The sequence below is a fragment of the Chitinophaga sp. genome (genome assembly GCF_035761305.1).
Lineage (GTDB): Bacteria > Bacteroidota > Bacteroidia > Chitinophagales > Chitinophagaceae > Chitinophaga.
The window spans coordinates 39,908-57,637 of record NZ_DASTRI010000050.1 but is presented as its reverse complement, the minus strand read 5'-3'; the positions used below and the strand labels follow the sequence as shown (position 1 = coordinate 57,637).

Sequence of the window (17,730 nt, the reverse complement as noted above, 5' to 3'; positions counted from 1 at the left end):
CATGACCGTTGCTATTGCTGGCTTTATTGTTTACTTTTAGCAACATCCTTTCCATAAATCCAATGTAGCCATGGACCGCTCCAGGAGAAACTTTCTAAAAACCACCGGTTGCCTTACCATCGGGTTTTCATTAACACGGCTACCCTTTGCAGCTGCACTGCCTTTGCAGGAGCTGCCGGGCAGCCTGCGGCGGTACCCTAATATAGATGCCTGGCTGGAAGTGCTGGCCAATGGCAGCGTACGCGTACTTACAGGCAGGATTGAGCTGGGACAGGGCATTCGCACCGCCATGGCGCAGGTAGCAGCTGAAGAGCTGGAGCTGCCCATGGAAAAAGTAACCGTAACCCTGGCAGAAACAGCAGTAACGCCCAATGAGGGCTACACAGCAGGCAGCACCTCTGTTGAAAACGGCGCCATGGCCGTACGGTATGCAGCTGCAGCCGCCAGGCAACGACTGCTGGAGCTGGCGGGCCAACAGTTGCAGCTGCAGCCGGAACAATTACGGCTGGATAACGGGAAGGCCACAACGAAAAGCGGCGGCCGCGCGCTTACTTTTTCGCAGCTGTTAAACGGGCAAAAGCTTACCGGTGAAATTAAGCCGCCTGTAAAGCTGAAGCCCAAACAGGATTACCGTATTTCCGGCACACCCGTGCACCGCAGTGATGTGGCGCAAATGGTAAAAGGCGCACCGGTATATGTGCATGACCTGCGGCTGCCCGGCATGGTGCATGCCCGCATTGTACGGCCACCAGCCTATGATGCCGTACTGCAGCACTATGATGAAGCGGCTGTAAAAGCAAAAATACCCGGCCTGCTGAAGGTAGTAGCCAACGGCAGCTTCCTGGGTGTAATAGCCGCCCGTGAATACGATGCGGTGCTGGCGCAGCAGCTGATGGCGCAACATACGCAATGGAGCAAAGGCACACCGCTGGCAGGCGGCAATGCGCTGGCAGCACACCTGGCAACCTTACCTGTAAAGTCGCAAAAGGTGCGGGAAAAGGGCGCCGCGCTAACCACCACTACCGTGCGGGCCCGTTACTTTAAGCCCTATATCATGCATGCGGCTACCGGCCCTTCCTGCGCTGTGGCGCTGTACGATAATGAGCAAAAGCTGCAGGTATGGACGCACAGCCAGGGCGTATATCCTTTACGGGAAGCCCTGCAGGAGCTGCTGCAGCTGCCGGCGGAACGCATTCATGTAAAAGGAGTGCCCGGTTCCGGCTGTTACGGGCATAACGGGGCCGATGATGTGGCGGCAGAAGCAGCCCTGCTGGCCATGGCCCTGCGGGGCAAACCGGTGCGCCTGCAGTGGTCGCGGCAGGATGAGCATGGATGGGAGCCTTACGGCAGCGCCATGTTGATGGACATTGCAGCCACGCTGGATGATAAAGGAAAGATTACCCATTGGGATTATGCGCTGCGGTCAGACACGCACAGCTCGCGGCCGGGCGGTAAAGCCGCCAACCTGCTGCCGGCGCGTTATATTGCCAAACCTTTTTACCCCGATGGCGGCGGCTACGCAGGCGGCGCTATCCGCAACTCGGAGCCTTACTATAACATACCCAACCAGCATATACTGGCGCATGCCTTTAAAGGGCCGCTGCGTACCTCTGCCCTACGCAGCCTGGGCGCCTTTGCCAATATTTTCGCCATTGAGTCTTTTATGGACGAGCTGGCGGAAAAAGCGCAGCAGGACCCGTTTACCTTCCGGCTGGCGCACCTGGATGATGAACGGGCCATTGCCGTAGTGCAAAAGCTAAAAACACTGCTGCCGCCGGCGCCTTCCACACCCGGGATAGGTGTAGGCATTGCCTTTGCGCGCTATAAAAATTCAGGGGCTTACTGCGCAGTGGCCGCTATGGTGCAGGTACAGCCGGATTATACCATACAGGCGCAAAAAATGTGGGCTGTGGTGGATGCCGGTGAAGTTATTAACCCCGACGGTGTTAAGAACCAGACAGAAGGCGGCATGGTGCAGGCCTGCAGCTGGGCGCTGCGTGAGCAGGTTGCATTTGATGCGCAGCATGTAACCAGTACAGACTGGATCTCTTACCCTATCCTTAACTTTAAGCAATCACCGGCAGTAGAAGTGGTGCTTATACCCCGCCCCGATGAAGCGCCGCTGGGCGCAGGAGAAGCCGTACAGGGCCCTGCCGGCGCAGCTGTTGCCAACGCCGTGTACCGCGCCTGCGGCAAACGGGTGCGCGACCTGCCCATATTACCCGCAAAGCTGAAGGGCTAACGCTACTGCCTATACGGCCAGTAATTCCTTATTGTATTTGTTGCGGTACTCCATGGGCGATAAACCCGTTACCTTACGGAAGATAGTGCGGAAGGCCTTTACATCGGCATAGCCTACATCGTACATGACCTCATTTATATTTTTGCGGCTGGTTTCAAAGCTCTTTTTGGCGGCCTCCATTTTTACCCGCTGTATGTACTCCGATACGGTATTGCTGGTGGCTTTTTTAAAGCGGCGCTCCAGGCTGCGCCGGCCCATGGCAAAGGTGCTGGCCAGCTGGTCTACCGTTATCTTTTCCTGGAAATTCTTTTCAATAAAATCCTGCGCATTCTTCACGGCTTCATCCTCATGCGCTTTCTGCCCCTGGAAAATAATAAAAGGCGATTGGCTGTGGCGGTCTATATCAATCATGAAAGCCTTGGATATAAAAATAGCGGTATCGCGGTCCGTATATTTTTCAATCATGTACAGCAGCAGGTTCAGGTAAGCATAAGCGCCGCCGCTGGTGTAAATGCCGTCTTCCTCCGTAATGATCTTGTCATCTACCAGGTCAACATCAGGGAACATTTGCCGGAACTCATTGGCAAAGCGCCAGTGCGTAGCACAGCGCTTACCGTGCATAAGGCCGGTGCCGGCCAGGAAAAAGGAGCCGATACAAAAAGCTGCAATCTCCGCCCCGCCCTTGTATTGCTCAATGATCCAGGGCAGCAGCTCTTTATTCTCTTCCAGGCAGGCCTGCTGGTTGCCATGCAGCGCCGGTATAATAATGAGGTTTGTTTTGGGTACTGCTGTTATCAGCACATCGGGGTTAACGGTGTAGGTACCGTTACGTTGTGTGGTTTTCTTTTCCAGGCCTACCAGCTGTATATCAAATGCCGGCTCATTGCCCCGGTACTCAAGAAAGCTGTTCACTTCCGACAGCACCTGTTGGGTGCCTTCAATGTTGCTTAAGCTGGTGTGTCCCCGTGGAACAAGGATGGATACGTGTTTCATAACTAACGGTAAAGGTTGTGGTTAATGGTATTCAGGCTTCCAAAGCAATGGCCTCTCTGTTATATTTATTCCGGTATTCTATGGGTGTTAGCCCGGTGATCTTGCGAAAGATGGTCCTGAAAGCTTTTACATCGGCATAACCTACATCGTACATTACTTCGTTGATGCTTTTACGGCTGGTTTCAAAGCTTTTTTTGGCAGCTTCCACCTTTACGCGTTGCATATATTCTACTACAGTATTGGCAGTGGCCTTTTTAAAACGGCGCTCAAAATTCCTGCGTCCAAGATATAACATACCTGCTAATTCATCCACGGTAATTTTATCTTGGAAATTTTGTTCGATAAATTCCTGCGCTTTTTTAACCTGCTCATCTGCATGCGCTTTTTGTCCTTTAAAGATGATAAAGGGCGACTGGCTTTGCCGTTCAATATCTATCTGGAATGCTTTGGAGCAGAACACCGCTACATCGCGCCCGGTGTACTTACCTACCAGGTGCAGGATAAGGTTCAGGTAAGAAAAGGCGCCGCCGCTGGAGTACAGCCCGTTCTCGTCGGTAATGATCTTATCTTCCAGCAGGTTTACATCCGGGAACATTTCGCGGAAGGCGTTGGCGGCCATCCAGTGCGTAGCGCAGCTGCGGCCTGTAAGCAAACCGGTAGCGGCCAGCAGAAAAGCGCCTACACACAGGCTGGCTACTTCCGCGCCGTTTTTATACTGCTGTACTATCCAGGGTACAAAGCCTTTGTTGCGCTCCAGGTTTTGCGCCATATCGCCGTCAAGCGCGGGAATAATTACCAGGTCGGTACGGCTTACTGCCGACAGGGGAACGGCGCTTACCTGGTAAATACCGTTGTATACCGGTACGGCATTGCCCTCCGATACCAGCTGTACTTTAAACACCGGCGCTTTTCCCATGCTTTCAAGAAATGCGTTCACTTCCGTAAATACCTGGCGCGGACCTTCGATACTGCCCAGCACTGCGTTTTCAGGAACAAGAATGGATATATGTTTCATGCCTTAAAATTAGCAAGGCGTGATGTCACAATTGGCCCGCATGTGTGGCGTTTTTAGCCCCCTTTTAGTCTTTTACTTTTACATACCGGTAATGCTTTTTAATATGCTCATTCAGGTATTTACCTTTTGAACCTGCGCTGCGCATGGCTTCATACTCCTCCGGGGGCACGCCCTTATAGTCATACACTTTGCCGGACACAAAAACGATCCGCAGCGTGGCGCTGCCTGCATCATATCTCATGGTGGCAACAACGGAGGATGGCATGTGTAACAGGATTGGTACACTTTTTCACTATCAAAAACAGGGCCTTAGCATCCTGCTGCTGCAACAGACCAGGCCGGAATAAACAGCAAATGCTGGCCGTTGTAACAGCGGCCAGCATTCCAGCACCCACATCCGGTAATATTGCAGGGTGGGTTCAGGGGTTATTCTTCTTCCTCATCGTCCTCATCTTCGTCGGCATCTTCATCCAGCCACTCCATGTAAGAATAATACCAATCCTCCAGCTGCTCCAGCAGCTCCTGTTTTTTGTCCGGTTCATTATGGAAGAACTCGTCTACATTATCCAGCTCTTCCACAATGTCAATGTAGGCAGTGTCTTCATCTTCCTCTACGCGTTTGGCAAAAAAACGGGGCTTTTGCGTGTGAAAGATGTACTCATTGTCCGGGTCTGTAACAGGATCGTCGGCGATCATAAACTTGGGTAACTGTGCCATCTTGTTTTATTTAGTACTTCAAAAGTACTCGATTATTACATTACCCGCAATGCAATTTATACGCTGTTTTTACATAGTAAACTGAGCATTGAACATGGCAGGTTACTGCCGTGCAACGTAGTAAAAAGCACTTGCGGAAAAAGAGATGTAGGGGTTTATGTAGGGGGGAGTAGTTGCGCAGCAATGGCGCAGCAATAGCTCCCTAGGGAAAACCCCGTTTTTCCGCAGTTGGACAGCAGTAGCGCTGCAGGTGCGGTGCAAGGTTATCCTTCTTTCTTTATCAGATTCAAAAATTCGACAAGACCGATGGCTTCTGTTTTTTCCGACATCGGAAAACGGTCACGGCCTGCATAAATAACGAATTTATGCGTGGCGCCGATGTCTTCGCATGCTGTATGAAATCCTTTCCCAATGGTAGGTGCGGAAGATCGCTTGATTTCAATAGCCCATACCTGTTTACCAGGACCTTCCAGGACAAGATCAACTTCTGTTTGCGTGGTTGTGCGATAATAGCTGTATTGCCATTTGCTTGACAGATTTACGATAATATTTTCAGCAACAAAACCTTCCCAGCTTGCACCCAGTACAGGATGGCCAAGCAAGCTGTCAAAATCCGATATTTTCAAAAGCGTGTGCAGAAGGCCTGTATCGCGCAAATAAATCTTAGGGGACTTAATCAACCGCTTACGGGTATTGCCCGCCCAGGGTTGTACTTGGCGCACCATATAAAAATCGGTGAGGATGTCCAAATAAGAGCGGATGGTTGTGTGGCTGACTTCCAGGCTTTTACCGAGTTCCGAAAGAACAACCTGCTGGCCGTGATAATGTGCCAGCATTGTCCAGAATTTTTTCATGCGGGTTGCCGGTACATGAGGTCCCATCAGGGGTATGTCGCGCTCTACATAGGAGGAAATAAAATCATTGCGCCATTCCCAGCTTTCATCATCCGTTGCGGCCAGATAACTATTGGGAAATCCGCCTCTAAACCAAAGCTTTTCAGGATTGAAACCCATGGGATCGTTTTGAGAAACCTCCAGTACAGAAAACGGGCTCAATTCTAAATAACGAATACGTCCGGCTAATGTTTCTGAGGATTGTTGCAGAAGATCGCGTGAGGCTGAACCGAGCAAAAGGAATTGGCAGGCCTTTTCTCCTGCCCTCCTGCGAATATCCACTAAACCACGTAATACACGAAAGAGATCCGGCTTTCGTTGCACTTCATCAATAATAAGAAGTTGGTTCTCAAAACGCCGTAAATAGTTTTCTGCATCGTCCAGCTTGCTAAGATCAGTGTCCAGTTCTAAATCAAGGTAAGATGTCTTTTTGTCTAAATTCTGCTGCGCTAACTGGAGCGCCAAAGTTGTTTTACCTACCTGCCGGGGCCCTACCAGGGCTACAACAGGCATATTTGCCAAAGCACTAGTTAGCTTATTTTCAAGACTACGGGGTATCATTTGCAATTTGCAAGTTAAACTTTCAAATATCAACAAAAATACAGTAAAATGACGTTAATTGAAAGTTTAACTTGCAAATTGCAATATTTAACCCGAATGATCAATATCCTACCGCTGCACCACCATGCCCTGCTCCGGCACCCATTTATCGTACTCCATGTAAGCAGCGGTTCTTTTTGCCGCCTCATTGCCCCTGATCTTTGCTACCAGGTGCAGGGCGCCATCAATACCGGCAGATATGCCTGCTGTGGTGATCACCCGGCCATTGTCTACAAAACGTACATTGGATAATACCCTGGCTTTGGGTACGCTTTTTTGCAGGCTGGCTATGCTTTCATGAAAGGTGGTTACCGTAAGGCCATCCAGCAGGCCGGCCCTGCCCAAAATAAATGCGCCGGTACAAACGGAAAAATAATGCTGCACCCCGGTTTGTTTTTTTATCCAGCCTAGTACCGCTGTATCGCTGGCGGCAATGCCTGCATTGCCGCCAAAAAAGGCCAGTATGTCGGCCTGCGGCGCATCGGTAATATCATAATCCGGTGTTATTTTCACCACGCCCTGCGCATGTACAGGAGCCTTGGTTTTAGATACAATAAACACCTCAAAGCCCGCATAGCTGAATACTTCCAGCGGACCGGCAAAATCCAGCACCTCTACCCCATCCTGCAGGTAAAAAGCCACTTTTAAACGGCCGGCATTCTTTTGCCGCGCATGCGCCGCTGCTGTTTGCTTAACCAGCTGCATATGGCAGTGGGTACAAACACCGGGGGCGTTATACACAGTATCGTCACAGGGATTATTACAGGGCGGGCAGTAATAGGTGTCCTGCGCATTCGCCGCCTGCATAAAGGTTAGCAATAACAGCAGGCTGCCTGCTGTGTGCAATAAAAACCTGGTCATAGTAGCAATGTTTGCTACCGAAGATAAAACGGCCCGTATTTTTTTAACGGACACACAGGCGCAGTTTCAGGCCATCTTTTCCAGCCGGCGGGGTAATGCGGTTTCATATTTGCGCAGCAGGAAACGCAGCTGGTTGGTGCTTTTGAGGCCGCAGGCGCCGGCAGTGGCCTGCATGGTATGTCCTTCGCCGATCATTTGGGTGGCCCGCTCTACCCGCAGCTTATCTACATACTGTCCAATGGTAATGCCGGTGGTTCTTTTAAACAAGCGGGTAAGGTTACGCGCGCTCATGTGCGCATTTACAGCTATATCCTCAATATCCAGGTGCTGGTGCAGGGTTTGGGCCAGCAGGTCCTGCACGGTATGAATGCGGTTTTCCAGGTGATTGCGGTACTGCATGAAAATGCTGATCTGCGGATCGCCGGCCGTGCGGCGGGTAAACACCACTACCTCCCGCGCTACCCGGGCAGCCAATACAGAACCCCACAGCTGCTCTATCATATACAGCGCCAGGTCTATGCCGGAGGCCACGCCGGCGCTGGTAAGTATGGAGCCCGACTCCACAAACAAGCAGTTATCCCGTACCTGCAGGGCGGGGTATTTATGCTGCAGGCGGTCAATGTATTTCCAGTGGGTGGTACAGCTGCGGCCATCCAGCAGGCCCGCGGCCGCCAGCAGGAAAGCGCCGGTACATACGGAGCAGATGGTTACACCTTTTGCATGCTGCTGCCGCAGCCACTGCCCGAATGCAGCGGTGGTGCGAAGGAAAGCATCATCCAGCAAAATGGCGGCCTCCATACCGGGAATAAAGATCACATCCCCCGGCTGCAGCTGCAGGCTATTATAATCCACCAGGTTGGAAAAATGAAGGGCGCAGCTGCTTTCCACCTGCGTATCAGCAGGGTCTATGGCAGCAAAGTAACTGGTTACCTGCACACCATAGTCGCCTGCTTCGTAAAACAGGTGGGCGGGGCCGGCAATGTCCAGCAAATGCACTTTGGGAGGAATGATAAAAACTGCCTGCAGCGCTTTCATGCAACGAAGGTAGAAAAATTGATTTTCGGTTGATACAGCGGCATAGGCACCCGTTATAAGGGAAACAGCTTAAACGCCTACTGCTTTTTTCTCTTTGGCGTGGGTACGTATACGTTGGCGGTGCTGCATGCCCCACTCCCGTAACGATTCAATTACATTGTGCAGGGTAGCGCTGTAAGCGGTAAGCTCATATTCTACAGATACCGGCATGGTATTATATACATGACGGCGTATAAATTCATTCAGCTCCAGGTGCTTCAGCTCGTGCGATAAAACTTTGGCGGAAATGCCCTTTACGGTTTTCTGCAGCTCGCCAAAACGTTTGTTCCCCTCTCCCAACGCAATAATAATGGGAAGCTTCCACTTACCATTCAGCACATACAATGCATCCTGCACAGCGCCTAATGCGCCCAGGCATTCTTCTGTTTGCTCTTTGGTAGCAAATTGTCCTTCAGGTCCTAACATAAGCCCGTGTTTTAAGTTACCTGTAGGTTAGCACTAACCTTGTGGTAAGGACTAACCGTTGGTAAGCAAATATACGTAATTTTGATGTTGTAACACATAATATACAAAACTCTCATAATAAATACAATATGCAGGTAGAAATATGGTCAGATGTGATGTGCCCTTTTTGCTATATAGGCAAACGCCGCTTTGAGCAGGCGCTGGCGCAGTTTGAACATAAGGAGGATGTTAAAGTAGTATGGAAAAGCTTTCAGCTGGACGCTGACATGCCTGCCCATACAGATAAAAGTATACATGAATACCTGGCGGAGCGCAAAGGCCTCACCATTGACCATGCCAGGCAGCTGAACAACCAGGTAAGCGCCATGGCGGCTGAAGCGGGGTTGCAATACAACTTTGACAAAGCAGTGGTGGCCAACTCTTTTGATGCGCACCGCTTTTCACACCTGGCGGCACAGCATGGCCTTGGCGATGCGGCAGAGGAAAGCCTGTTCAAAGCGTACTTTACAAACGGGCAAAACATTGCCGACCACAATGTGCTGGCGCAGCTGGGTGCAGGCATAGGACTGCATGCGGATGAAGTAAAGGCCACCCTGGCTGGCAATGCTTTTGCCGATGCAGTACAGGCAGATGTAACCGAAGCAGCGCAGCTGGGCGCACGGGGCGTTCCCTTTTTTGTAATTGACCGTAAATACGCTGTTTCCGGCGCGCAGCCGGCAGCCACTTTTTTACATGCGCTGCAGCATGCTTTTGCAGAACAGGAAAAGCTGCCTGCCGCCGACGGTAATAACGCATGTGACATAAACGGCAACTGCAGCTAACACACCAACAGCTGCCTTCACAGTTTTCAAACCTTATACATAAATTTTATAAATGCCGGCAGGTGCTGCACAGCTAAACCTGCCGGCCGGGTAAACATTTTTCACAATGGACTTTATAGATGCTTTACAGTGGCGCTATGCCACCAAGAAAATGAACGGTAAAAAAGTACCGCAGGAGAAAGTGGACAAAATTATTGAAGCGGCGCGCCTGGCGCCCAGCGTTGCAGGGCTGCAGCCTTACCAGGTAATAGTGGTCACCAACCGGGAGCTGCTGCAAAAAATACAGCCCATTGCCAACAACCAGTCGCAGATAACAGATGCCTCTCACCTGCTGGTATTTGCAGCATGGGACCATATTGACGCCGACCGGATCAACGCTGTTTTTGACCACCTCATAGCGGAGCGGCAGCAACCCGAAGAAAAAGTGGCCGCCTACCGCAGCCGGATGCTGGAAATGTTCCCCTCCCGCGACCCGGAAGTAAACTTCCAGTACGCCGCCCGCCAGGCTTACATTGGCTTTGGCATGGCCATAATGGCGGCCGCCCTGCAGGAGGTGGATGCTACGCCCATGGAAGGGTTTAATGCCGCCGCGCTGGATGAATTGCTGCAGCTAAAGCAGCACGGTTTAAGAAGCGTGTCGCTGCTGCCATTGGGTTACCGCGATGCGGAGAACGACTGGTTGGTGAACCTGAAAAAAGTAAGGCGGGCGCCGGAGCGGTTCCTCATTAGCCTGTAACAGGCTTAGCACGGGGATTTATGATCTTACACTTTAGCCAGCCTTTTATTATTAATTCTTCATTATTCATTATTAATTGGTTTCCCCGCCATCATGATTTTACCTATGTATAAATAGCTGGGGCGGTACTTTGCCGTATCGCCCAGCTCTGCGGGGATCACTATTTTTGTTTTGTTAACCGGTGTTGTGTCCAGTTTAAACACTACGGTGTGCACCCCTTCCGGCAGGGGATCCAGGAAATAAAAGCTGCGCCGGTACCAGCTGCCATGCTGGTCAAACCGCAGCTTGCTTATGGTTTGCTTACCGTCTACCCTTATCAGCACCCTGGCCGAAGGCGGGCCAATTATATCCTGCGCGCCAATTACAGTGCCTTTAAAGCGCACGGTTAAGCTGTCGTTTGGATTATCTGTATACATAAGATCGGGCATGGCCTTTAGCCAACCGCTTATTTCCTGCATATGGGCAGCGCTTTTCCAGCCGCCGGTGTGTGGGAATATACGGGGAGAGTAAGTGCCTGTTTGCGAAAAGTTGCCGGCATACAGCGGCAAAGGCAGCTTGCTTTTTGCCGGCGCCTTCATATGCTCCATTTCACGGAATGCCCGGGTAATAGTAGCGGTGTACAGCTGGTGACCGGCCGTACCGGGGTGTACGCCATCGTTGGTGAACACGGTTTTGTTGCCATAGTCTGTTCCCTTTTGCCCGTGAAATACCAGCGTGCCCTTTTCCAGCTGCGCCATTACGTCTACCCCCAGGTTAATGGACGGCAGGCCGTAGTGCGCGGCTATTATTTCCGTGAACCGTACAGAGGGCGGCTGTATGCCCTGCTGCAGCTTTTTTACCATTGGCGCTGAAATAGTATACAGGAAGCAGATGCCGGTACCGGCATTATGCTGTTTTATTTGCCGTACGATGCCTTCCATGGCATTGCCAATTTTCAGCGAGTCGCTGCCGTCGTTCACGGCAAACTCCACAAATACCAGGTCGGGGTTGTATTGCAGCACATCTTCCTGCAGGCGGAACACGCCCAGGTCCGAGCCGGTACCGCCTACGCCGGCATTAATGGTTTTAAAACGGGTACGGGGGTATTGCTGCCGGAACCATTGCTCCGTTTGCACCCTGTACCCCTGTGCGCCGGTAATGCTGCCGCCCAGGTAGGCAATTACCACGGTATCGCTGCTGTGCAGCTTTTGAAAAAAGTGCGGCAACCCCTGGCGGGCATGTAAAGCCGTGTTATTATCAGCCGTATGTTTACCATACCAGCCAGTAAGCGCGGCCAGCGCGCAAAACAGCAAAACCCTTGTCATTGGCAGTAATTAAGAAAGCTAAGGAATAATTACGCCGTGTGCGTTCAAAGGTTGTGCCAGCATCCAGTTATTTTGTTCAATAGCCGCCAGGTATGACTTGGTGCGGTATACAGTGGGGCGTACAATTTTTTTGGGATGGTTGGCCAGCCATTCCTGCCGGGCTTTTACATACGCGGTGATCCAGGCCTTTTCATTGCCGCCATTGGCAGGCGTTTTTTCCGGGAAGCGGGCGCGTATTACCGCAGGTATGCCGCCTGAATGAATGTAGCTGTCGTAAATAACCAACAGGCTTAAGGGCAGGGTAAAACCCTCCATCACAAAAAAGTGCGTAGCCGGCACATAGTACAATATTTCAAAGGTTTCATCCTGCGCCTCCCGCATAATAGGATCTTCCCGGGCGCTTACCTTTAACAGGCGTTTAAATTCCGCATCATTTACCAGCGGCGTTTTCCCGATTTGCGGCAGGTAGGGCGTAAACTGCGGGGCATATTTACCGCCGGCATTTACATAGCGTTCTATAATATTCCGCAGGTTGCCCTGTTCCGTAGCCTGGCTGCGGCCATAAGTGATCTGCTTTTCGCCTTTCTTACCGTCGGCCAGCAAAGTTACCTGGTCATAACGGCCTTCGGGAGCGCCGGTTTCCATTACATTTACTACCTGGATGATCTTTTTTTTCTGTGCGTCGGTGATCATAAGTCAGAGATGGGGTTTAAGGGGTTAAAATATGTTATACGTGATATAATATTAGGAATAAATCCCGACTTGACGCATTGCTTAAATAACCGGCCCCGCCGGGCCTCCTGTATGCCAGTTTACAGGCAGCTTCCGGCGGGGCCAGGTTACGTGTGTCCCCTAATGGTTCATCTATGCAAATTACGGTTGTGGTGCCACTGCTGAAGCCAGGTTCACAATAGGCCATACACCCGGTTTAGGTACGCTTACGCCTTTGGTATTGCCGCGGGTCATTGCATCCGGACCAAAGAAGTACAGGGGCCAGCCTTTGTATGCCAGTTGTACATGGCTGAACACATGCACCGTATCAAAATCCGTTTTAGCCAGTATGGAAGGCACGCTGTTAACAGCGCTGACCTCATAAATAGGCCAGGTAGGATTTTTGGTGAATAGTGAGTCGGTATAGGTGTTCTTCTTGAATTTGTCGGGAGAAAAAGCATACAGTGTTCTGCCGTAATCGTCGGTGAGGAACTGTGTTATTGCTTTACCAGGCGTATAAGCGCTGTTATACTCCACTCCATCATTACCTACCAGCTGCTTGTTCACCAGCATTACCGAGTAATCCGGCTTTGCTACAAACCATACATTGTTAAAAGCCTCACCCTTTACATCACCTGCAGCAGCATCGCTGGCGTAGTAATACAACGGCCATCCTTTGTAGGTGGTTTGTTTGGCGCCGTCGGCACGGGTAATAGTGCCAAAATCGTCTGCATGCAGCCTGCTGTCGCCCAACGTGAGGTTAGCGCTGTAAAATGCCGGCCATACGGCCAGGCAACCACCGCTACAGTAAGAAGTATCGGGCTTTGAGTCCATAGAATAGAAGTACAGGGTATTGCCCAGACTATCTGTTATTACCTGGCCCAGCTGCGCATTGTTTGTAATGTTTATAGTGGCTTTGGGGGGATTATTATCCGGAGGCATATTGTCGTTATTATTATCATCATCTTTACTGCAGGCAACCATTGCGCTCATAGCAGCAGCTACTACAAAAAGGGTTTGTAATTTGAATTTCATAAAAATGTTTAATTGTGTAATAGGTAATGAATAATGGATTCAAGTGCACTCAATGTATTAATACGGCAAGTTGCGCAGAAGGTTGCCCGGCGTTAAAATTTTTTGACTACCTACTGTGTGGTGAGGCGGCGGGAATGGTATGTAAATTGCGAAGGTTTACAGCCATGGGCCATTGGTTATGTATCATGGACTTTGTTAAAAAACTACTAAAGCCCTTCCTTTATCAGGCAAAAAGCAGTATTATTGAAAAGCATAAAAGGCAGGTGATTGATGAATTATCCGGGAAACAGCTCTTTTACACGATCTGTAAAAGGGAAGGTGGTGATTGCCTTCCTAGCGGGTTGTATTGCCCTTGGGCTGGCGTGGGTGGTTAGCCGCACGGCCTTCCGCGAAATGCTGCATACTGTAAAAAGCCTGTCGGAACCCAATGAAAAGCTGCGCATCGTAAACAGCCTGTTCCGTGATATTACCCAGCTGGATCAGCTTCAGAAAAGACAGGCGCTGCTGAAAGCCAACTCCTACAAAAGCTTTCTGAACGAGTCAAAGCTGCTGCGCCTTTCTATGGACAGCCTGCAGGAGCTGTATGCAGATAACCCTGACCAGCAGCAGCGTATAGACTCAATGAAACACCTGCTGCTGGAGCGCGACAAGCTGTTCCTGAACTACCTGCAGGTACGGCAAGGGCTGGTGAACAATAACGATCTTACCAAACAAATACAAACCCTTTCAGAGCTGATCCTGAACAGCGCACCACAGATTGACAGTACGGTTATTACCACAGAGAAAAAAATATCCACCACCTTTATTTACCCTTCCGACTCCGCAGCAGCGGCTACAGAAAAAGTAGAAGAAGCCCCGCCGGTAAAAAGCGGCTTTTTCAGCCGCCTGTTTGGCCGTAAAAAGGCCGACCAGGACCAGGACCAGCCGGCAGAGGCAGCGGCAACCGGCACATCGCCGGCAAAGCAGGCGCCTACCCGCATGGTAAAGGAAGAGGTGAATGTGAAAATAGATACCCTGGCCCTGGCCAAGCAGGACAGCATTATGTGGGAAGTGGAAAAGGCCATGCAGGACTATGAAAAGGAGCGCCGCCTGCAAAGCAGCCGTTTTGTGAACCGGGAAATTGAGCTGGCCAACGCCAGCAGCGTGCTAACCAGCCAAATGCTCTCCATCCTGCAGGAAGTGGAAAAAGAAGTGGTAAAGCAGGAGGAGCAGAACAATCACCAGGCCCGTAATGTGGTAAGCACCAGCGTATGGCGCATCAGCGCTATTATGGGCGTGTTCCTGCTGCTGATGGCCATACTGGTATACCTGATACTGACCGACATTACCAAAAGTAACGCCTACCGGCAGCAGCTGGAAATAGCCAAGGAAGAAGCAGAATACCACGGCATGGCCAAACAGCGCTTCCTGGCCAACATGAGCCATGAGATCCGTACCCCGCTGCAATCCATTATCGGCTACGCCGACCTGCTGCGGCAGCAGGACCGGCCTTCCAAAAAGCACCTGGACGCCATCTTCCACTCATCGGAGCACCTGCTGCATATTGTGAATGAAGTGCTGGATTACAGCCGCATCATATCAGGCAAATTTACTTTTGAGCACCGCGATTTTGACCTGCGCCAGCTGCTGGAGGAGGTGCTATCTGTTATACGCCCGCAGGCAGAAAAGAAAGACCTGGGCCTGGAGCTGTACAACGCTATTAGCGGCAGCAACTATATAAATGGCGACCCGTTCCGCCTCAAACAGCTGCTGTATAACCTGATGGGCAATGCCATTAAGTTCACGGAGCAGGGGCAGGTGACCCTTACGGTAGCCGAAACCCCTTCTGACCTGGAAGCTACGCGGCTGCTCATCTTTACGGTAACAGATACCGGCAAAGGCATTGCTGAAAAAGATGTGCTGCGCATTTTCAACCAGTTTGAGCAGGCGGGCGACAGCTCTCACCAGAACGGCACCGGCCTGGGGCTGAGTATTGTAAAAGCGCTTACAGAAGCGCAGGGCGGCACCATTGAGGTAACCAGCGAGCCGGGGAAAGGCTCCAGCTTTGCCATACAGCTCCCCTTTGCCGCAGCAGTAATACAAGACGATTTGCCAGGTTTGGAAGCAGCCCATTTCCACGGCCATTTTGACGGGAAGGTATGGGTGGTGGATGATGATCCCTTTATTTTGCACTTATGCGCCTCTATTTTTGAGAAACACGCCATTCCGCATGTATGCTTCCATATGCCGGAAGCCATGCTGGAAACACCCTGGGATGACGATGTAACGCTGATACTGGCCGATATGCGCATGCCGGGCCTCAGCGGAGCAGTGCTATGCCGGCGCCTGCGCCAATATATTCCGGAGCATGTAAAAATATATGCGCTTACTGCCCAGGCCCTGCCCGAAGAAAGGGAGGCCGTGCTGCAGGAAGGCGGGTTTGACGGGCTGCTGATGAAACCTTTCCGCGAGTCGGAGCTGCTGGCATTGCTGGATGCGCAGTATGTACCCGCAGATGAAGACATTGAAAGTTATGAAAATGAGGCGGAGGATAATGAAATAGACCTGGCGGCGCTGGAAAAGCTCACCTTCGGGGATAAGACCATGATCCAGAAAATACTGGAGCGCTTCAGCAATGATAACCGTTATGACCTGGACCAGCTGTGTATGGCGGCTAAAGGGGATGATATGGAGCAGGTATCGCTGCTGCTGCACCGTATGGCCGGCAGAACAGCCCAGATAGGCGCCGGTGAGCTGGCTGCCCGTTTCCGTATGCTGGAGATAGCGCTGCAGCAGCATACCGTATCACCGGAAGATGCCGTGGCGGCGGTAGATCAGCTGGCGGTAGCCATGCGGGCGCTGTTGTACAAGGTAGACTCCCTGTTTATCCCTCAATCTGATACTTCTCCATCTTTTTATAAAGCGTCTTACGATCAATATTAAGCAGCCGGGCGGCTTTGCTTTTATTGTTCTTTACCTGGCGCAGTATTTCTTTTATCAGCTCTTTTTCATTTACCTCGTTCAGGGCTTTGAGGTCGGTGCTCTGGGTTTTGGGCATCTGGTTCACAGAGAAGGTCATTTCATCCGGCAGGCTTTCCATACCGGCCGTTTCTGTTTCCGTAAGCAGCACCATCCGCCGTATTACATTTTTCAGCTCCCGCAGGTTGCCCGGCCAGTCGTACTGGCGGAACACCGTCATGGCGCCGGAGGAAATGCGTTTAACATGCTTGCCCAGCTCCTGGTTGGCCAGCTTTATAAAATGCTGGGTAAATGTTTCCAGGTCCTCTTCCCGCTCGCGCAGGGGCGGTACTTCCATTTTAAATTCATTCAGGCGGTGGTACAGGTCTTCCCGGAAGTTGCCGTTGCTGGAGGGCAGGTCTTCATTCGTAGCGGTAATAATACGCACATCCACCTTTATCTGCTGGGTGCTGCCTATGGGCTGTATTACCCGCTCCTGCAGGGCGCGCAGCAGCTTTACCTGCACCTCATAGCTCAGGTTCCCTACCTCATCCAGGAAAAGGGTGCCGCCGTTGGCTGCTTCAAACAGGCCTTTCTTGTTTTGCAATGCACCGGTAAAAGCGCCTTTTATATGGCCAAACAGCTCGCTGGCAGCCAGCTCTTTGGAAAGGGCGCCGCAGTCCACCGCAATAAACGGCTTATCGGCCCGCTTGCTGAGGCTGTGGATGGAGCGGGCCACGTATTCCTTGCCGGTACCGCTTTCGCCCAGTATGATCACCGACATGTCTGTGGGAGCTACCAGCTTAATATATTCATATAGCTTTTTGGAAACTTCACTGTTGCCCTCAATAAAGCCGGACAATACATTTTGCTGGGTGGCGGGGGCATTATCCGCTTTGCGGTTCAACGCTTCATTGAGCACCAGCAGCAGCTCATCGGCATTTACCGGTTTGGTAATGTAGTCAAAGGCCCCTGAGCGCATAGCCTGTACAGCGGTGCGCACATCGTTAAAGCTGGTCATAATAATGGCGGGTATATGCATCCCGCGCTCCTTGGTGGCGTTCAGCACTTCCAGCCCGTTCCCGTCTGTTAGCCGGTAATCCAGCAACAGCAGGTCATATTCCTTTTTCTCCAGCGCCCTGATGCCGTTCTTTACGTTATACACCGCATCTACCTCATGGCCGTGCTTCTTTAAAAAACCTTCCAGTATCTGTGAAAATGTAGTATCATCCTCAACTAACAATATATTGGGCATAGCATCAAAAATTCCTTCACTGTAATATTAGTTAACAATCCCTTATAAAACAAAAATAGAGAAGTCCCCCGCGTGGAGGGACTTCCCATTCGTATTCTACTGCATGTCCA

At 51.1% G+C, this 17,730-nt stretch carries 16 protein-coding genes; 4 read left to right on the top strand and 12 right to left on the bottom strand.

Annotation, left to right across the window (positions count from 1 at the left end; translation table 11 throughout):
• The first annotated feature begins 70 nt into the window (after nucleotides 1-70).
• The gene (locus tag VFS25_RS04990; protein WP_326461021.1) at nucleotides 71-2,242 is read left to right on the top strand and encodes a xanthine dehydrogenase family protein molybdopterin-binding subunit; all 2,172 of its coding nucleotides are present in this window, start codon (nucleotides 71-73) and stop codon (nucleotides 2,240-2,242) included.
• Nucleotides 2,243-2,251: 9 nt separating this feature from the next.
• On the opposite strand, the gene VFS25_RS04985 is transcribed toward VFS25_RS04990, so the two are convergent.
• The 8 genes from VFS25_RS04985 to VFS25_RS04950 all read right to left on the bottom strand — a co-directional run bounded on the left by VFS25_RS04985 (nucleotide 2,252) and on the right by VFS25_RS04950 (nucleotide 8,821).
• Nucleotides 2,252-3,235: a GlxA family transcriptional regulator gene (locus VFS25_RS04985; protein WP_326461020.1), complete on the bottom strand. Its 984-nt coding sequence runs from the start codon at nucleotides 3,233-3,235 to the stop codon at nucleotides 2,252-2,254.
• 31 nt (nucleotides 3,236-3,266) lie between these two features.
• Complete coding sequence (locus VFS25_RS04980; protein WP_326461019.1) at nucleotides 3,267-4,250, bottom strand: GlxA family transcriptional regulator; 984 nt, start codon at nucleotides 4,248-4,250, stop codon at nucleotides 3,267-3,269.
• A 64-nt stretch (nucleotides 4,251-4,314) separates the two neighbouring features.
• A complete protein-coding gene (locus VFS25_RS04975) occupies nucleotides 4,315-4,515 on the bottom strand; it encodes a KTSC domain-containing protein (RefSeq protein WP_326461018.1) in 201 nt (66 codons plus the stop codon).
• Nucleotides 4,516-4,676: 161 nt separating this feature from the next.
• Nucleotides 4,677-4,967, bottom strand: coding sequence for a hypothetical protein (locus VFS25_RS04970; protein WP_326461017.1), 291 nt, complete (start codon nucleotides 4,965-4,967; stop codon nucleotides 4,677-4,679).
• A gap of 263 nt (nucleotides 4,968-5,230) precedes the next feature.
• Nucleotides 5,231-6,373, bottom strand: a complete 1,143-nt coding sequence (locus VFS25_RS04965; protein WP_326461016.1) for an ATP-binding protein — start codon at nucleotides 6,371-6,373, stop codon at nucleotides 5,231-5,233.
• A gap of 156 nt (nucleotides 6,374-6,529) precedes the next feature.
• Complete coding sequence (locus VFS25_RS04960; protein ID WP_326461015.1) at nucleotides 6,530-7,321, bottom strand: DJ-1/PfpI family protein; 792 nt, start codon at nucleotides 7,319-7,321, stop codon at nucleotides 6,530-6,532.
• 66 nt (nucleotides 7,322-7,387) lie between these two features.
• Nucleotides 7,388-8,356: a GlxA family transcriptional regulator gene (locus tag VFS25_RS04955; protein ID WP_326461014.1), complete on the bottom strand. Its 969-nt coding sequence runs from the start codon at nucleotides 8,354-8,356 to the stop codon at nucleotides 7,388-7,390.
• A 69-nt stretch (nucleotides 8,357-8,425) separates the two neighbouring features.
• Nucleotides 8,426-8,821 carry a helix-turn-helix domain-containing protein gene (locus VFS25_RS04950; protein WP_326461013.1) on the bottom strand — a complete coding sequence of 132 codons (396 nt, stop codon included), beginning with the start codon at nucleotides 8,819-8,821 and terminating at the stop codon, nucleotides 8,426-8,428.
• Nucleotides 8,822-8,949: 128 nt separating this feature from the next.
• Between VFS25_RS04950 and VFS25_RS04945 the strand changes: the two genes are divergently transcribed.
• A complete protein-coding gene (locus VFS25_RS04945) occupies nucleotides 8,950-9,642 on the top strand; it encodes a DsbA family oxidoreductase (protein ID WP_326461012.1) in 693 nt (230 codons plus the stop codon).
• Nucleotides 9,643-9,748: 106 nt separating this feature from the next.
• A complete protein-coding gene (locus tag VFS25_RS04940; protein ID WP_326461011.1) occupies nucleotides 9,749-10,378 on the top strand; it encodes an NAD(P)H-dependent oxidoreductase in 630 nt (209 codons plus the stop codon).
• Nucleotides 10,379-10,440: 62 nt separating this feature from the next.
• Here the strand turns inward: VFS25_RS04940 and VFS25_RS04935 are convergent, their stop codons facing one another.
• The 3 genes from VFS25_RS04935 to VFS25_RS04925 form a co-directional block, all read right to left on the bottom strand.
• Entirely contained in the window at nucleotides 10,441-11,682 is a 1,242-nt protein-coding gene (locus tag VFS25_RS04935; RefSeq protein ID WP_326461010.1) for an SGNH/GDSL hydrolase family protein, read from the bottom strand.
• An 18-nt stretch (nucleotides 11,683-11,700) separates the two neighbouring features.
• Nucleotides 11,701-12,375 carry a chitosanase gene (locus VFS25_RS04930; protein WP_326461009.1) on the bottom strand — a complete coding sequence of 225 codons (675 nt, stop codon included), beginning with the start codon at nucleotides 12,373-12,375 and terminating at the stop codon, nucleotides 11,701-11,703.
• Nucleotides 12,376-12,555: 180 nt separating this feature from the next.
• Complete coding sequence (locus VFS25_RS04925; RefSeq protein WP_326461008.1) at nucleotides 12,556-13,428, bottom strand: hypothetical protein; 873 nt, start codon at nucleotides 13,426-13,428, stop codon at nucleotides 12,556-12,558.
• 270 nt (nucleotides 13,429-13,698) lie between these two features.
• Here VFS25_RS04925 and VFS25_RS04920 point away from each other — a divergent pair, with 270 nt between their 5' ends.
• Nucleotides 13,699-16,350, top strand: coding sequence for an ATP-binding protein (locus VFS25_RS04920; protein ID WP_326461007.1), 2,652 nt, complete (start codon nucleotides 13,699-13,701; stop codon nucleotides 16,348-16,350).
• Here the strand turns inward: VFS25_RS04920 and VFS25_RS04915 are convergent.
• A complete protein-coding gene (locus VFS25_RS04915) occupies nucleotides 16,292-17,620 on the bottom strand; it encodes a sigma-54 dependent transcriptional regulator (RefSeq protein ID WP_326461006.1) in 1,329 nt (442 codons plus the stop codon). The genes VFS25_RS04920 and VFS25_RS04915 overlap by 59 nt on opposite strands.
• Nucleotides 17,621-17,730 lie beyond the last annotated feature (110 nt).

Excerpts from the sequence above, each read along its gene's own strand:
- VFS25_RS04990 (WP_326461021.1), top strand. The coding sequence starts at position 71 with ATGGACCGCTCCAGGAGAAACTTTCTAAAAACCACCGGTTGCCTTACC.
- VFS25_RS04985 (WP_326461020.1), bottom strand. The coding sequence starts at position 3,235 with ATGAAACACGTATCCATCCTTGTTCCACGGGGACACACCAGCTTAAGC.
- VFS25_RS04980 (WP_326461019.1), bottom strand. The coding sequence starts at position 4,250 with ATGAAACATATATCCATTCTTGTTCCTGAAAACGCAGTGCTGGGCAGT.
- VFS25_RS04975 (WP_326461018.1), bottom strand. The coding sequence starts at position 4,515 with ATGCCATCCTCCGTTGTTGCCACCATGAGATATGATGCAGGCAGCGCC.
- VFS25_RS04970 (WP_326461017.1), bottom strand. The coding sequence starts at position 4,967 with ATGGCACAGTTACCCAAGTTTATGATCGCCGACGATCCTGTTACAGAC.
- VFS25_RS04965 (WP_326461016.1), bottom strand. The coding sequence starts at position 6,373 with ATGCCTGTTGTAGCCCTGGTAGGGCCCCGGCAGGTAGGTAAAACAACT.
- VFS25_RS04960 (WP_326461015.1), bottom strand. The coding sequence starts at position 7,321 with ATGACCAGGTTTTTATTGCACACAGCAGGCAGCCTGCTGTTATTGCTA.
- VFS25_RS04955 (WP_326461014.1), bottom strand. The coding sequence starts at position 8,356 with ATGAAAGCGCTGCAGGCAGTTTTTATCATTCCTCCCAAAGTGCATTTG.
- VFS25_RS04950 (WP_326461013.1), bottom strand. The coding sequence starts at position 8,821 with ATGTTAGGACCTGAAGGACAATTTGCTACCAAAGAGCAAACAGAAGAA.
- VFS25_RS04945 (WP_326461012.1), top strand. The coding sequence starts at position 8,950 with ATGCAGGTAGAAATATGGTCAGATGTGATGTGCCCTTTTTGCTATATA.
- VFS25_RS04940 (WP_326461011.1), top strand. The coding sequence starts at position 9,749 with ATGGACTTTATAGATGCTTTACAGTGGCGCTATGCCACCAAGAAAATG.
- VFS25_RS04935 (WP_326461010.1), bottom strand. The coding sequence starts at position 11,682 with ATGACAAGGGTTTTGCTGTTTTGCGCGCTGGCCGCGCTTACTGGCTGG.
- VFS25_RS04930 (WP_326461009.1), bottom strand. The coding sequence starts at position 12,375 with ATGATCACCGACGCACAGAAAAAAAAGATCATCCAGGTAGTAAATGTA.
- VFS25_RS04925 (WP_326461008.1), bottom strand. The coding sequence starts at position 13,428 with ATGAAATTCAAATTACAAACCCTTTTTGTAGTAGCTGCTGCTATGAGC.
- VFS25_RS04920 (WP_326461007.1), top strand. The coding sequence starts at position 13,699 with ATGAATTATCCGGGAAACAGCTCTTTTACACGATCTGTAAAAGGGAAG.
- VFS25_RS04915 (WP_326461006.1), bottom strand. The coding sequence starts at position 17,620 with ATGCCCAATATATTGTTAGTTGAGGATGATACTACATTTTCACAGATA.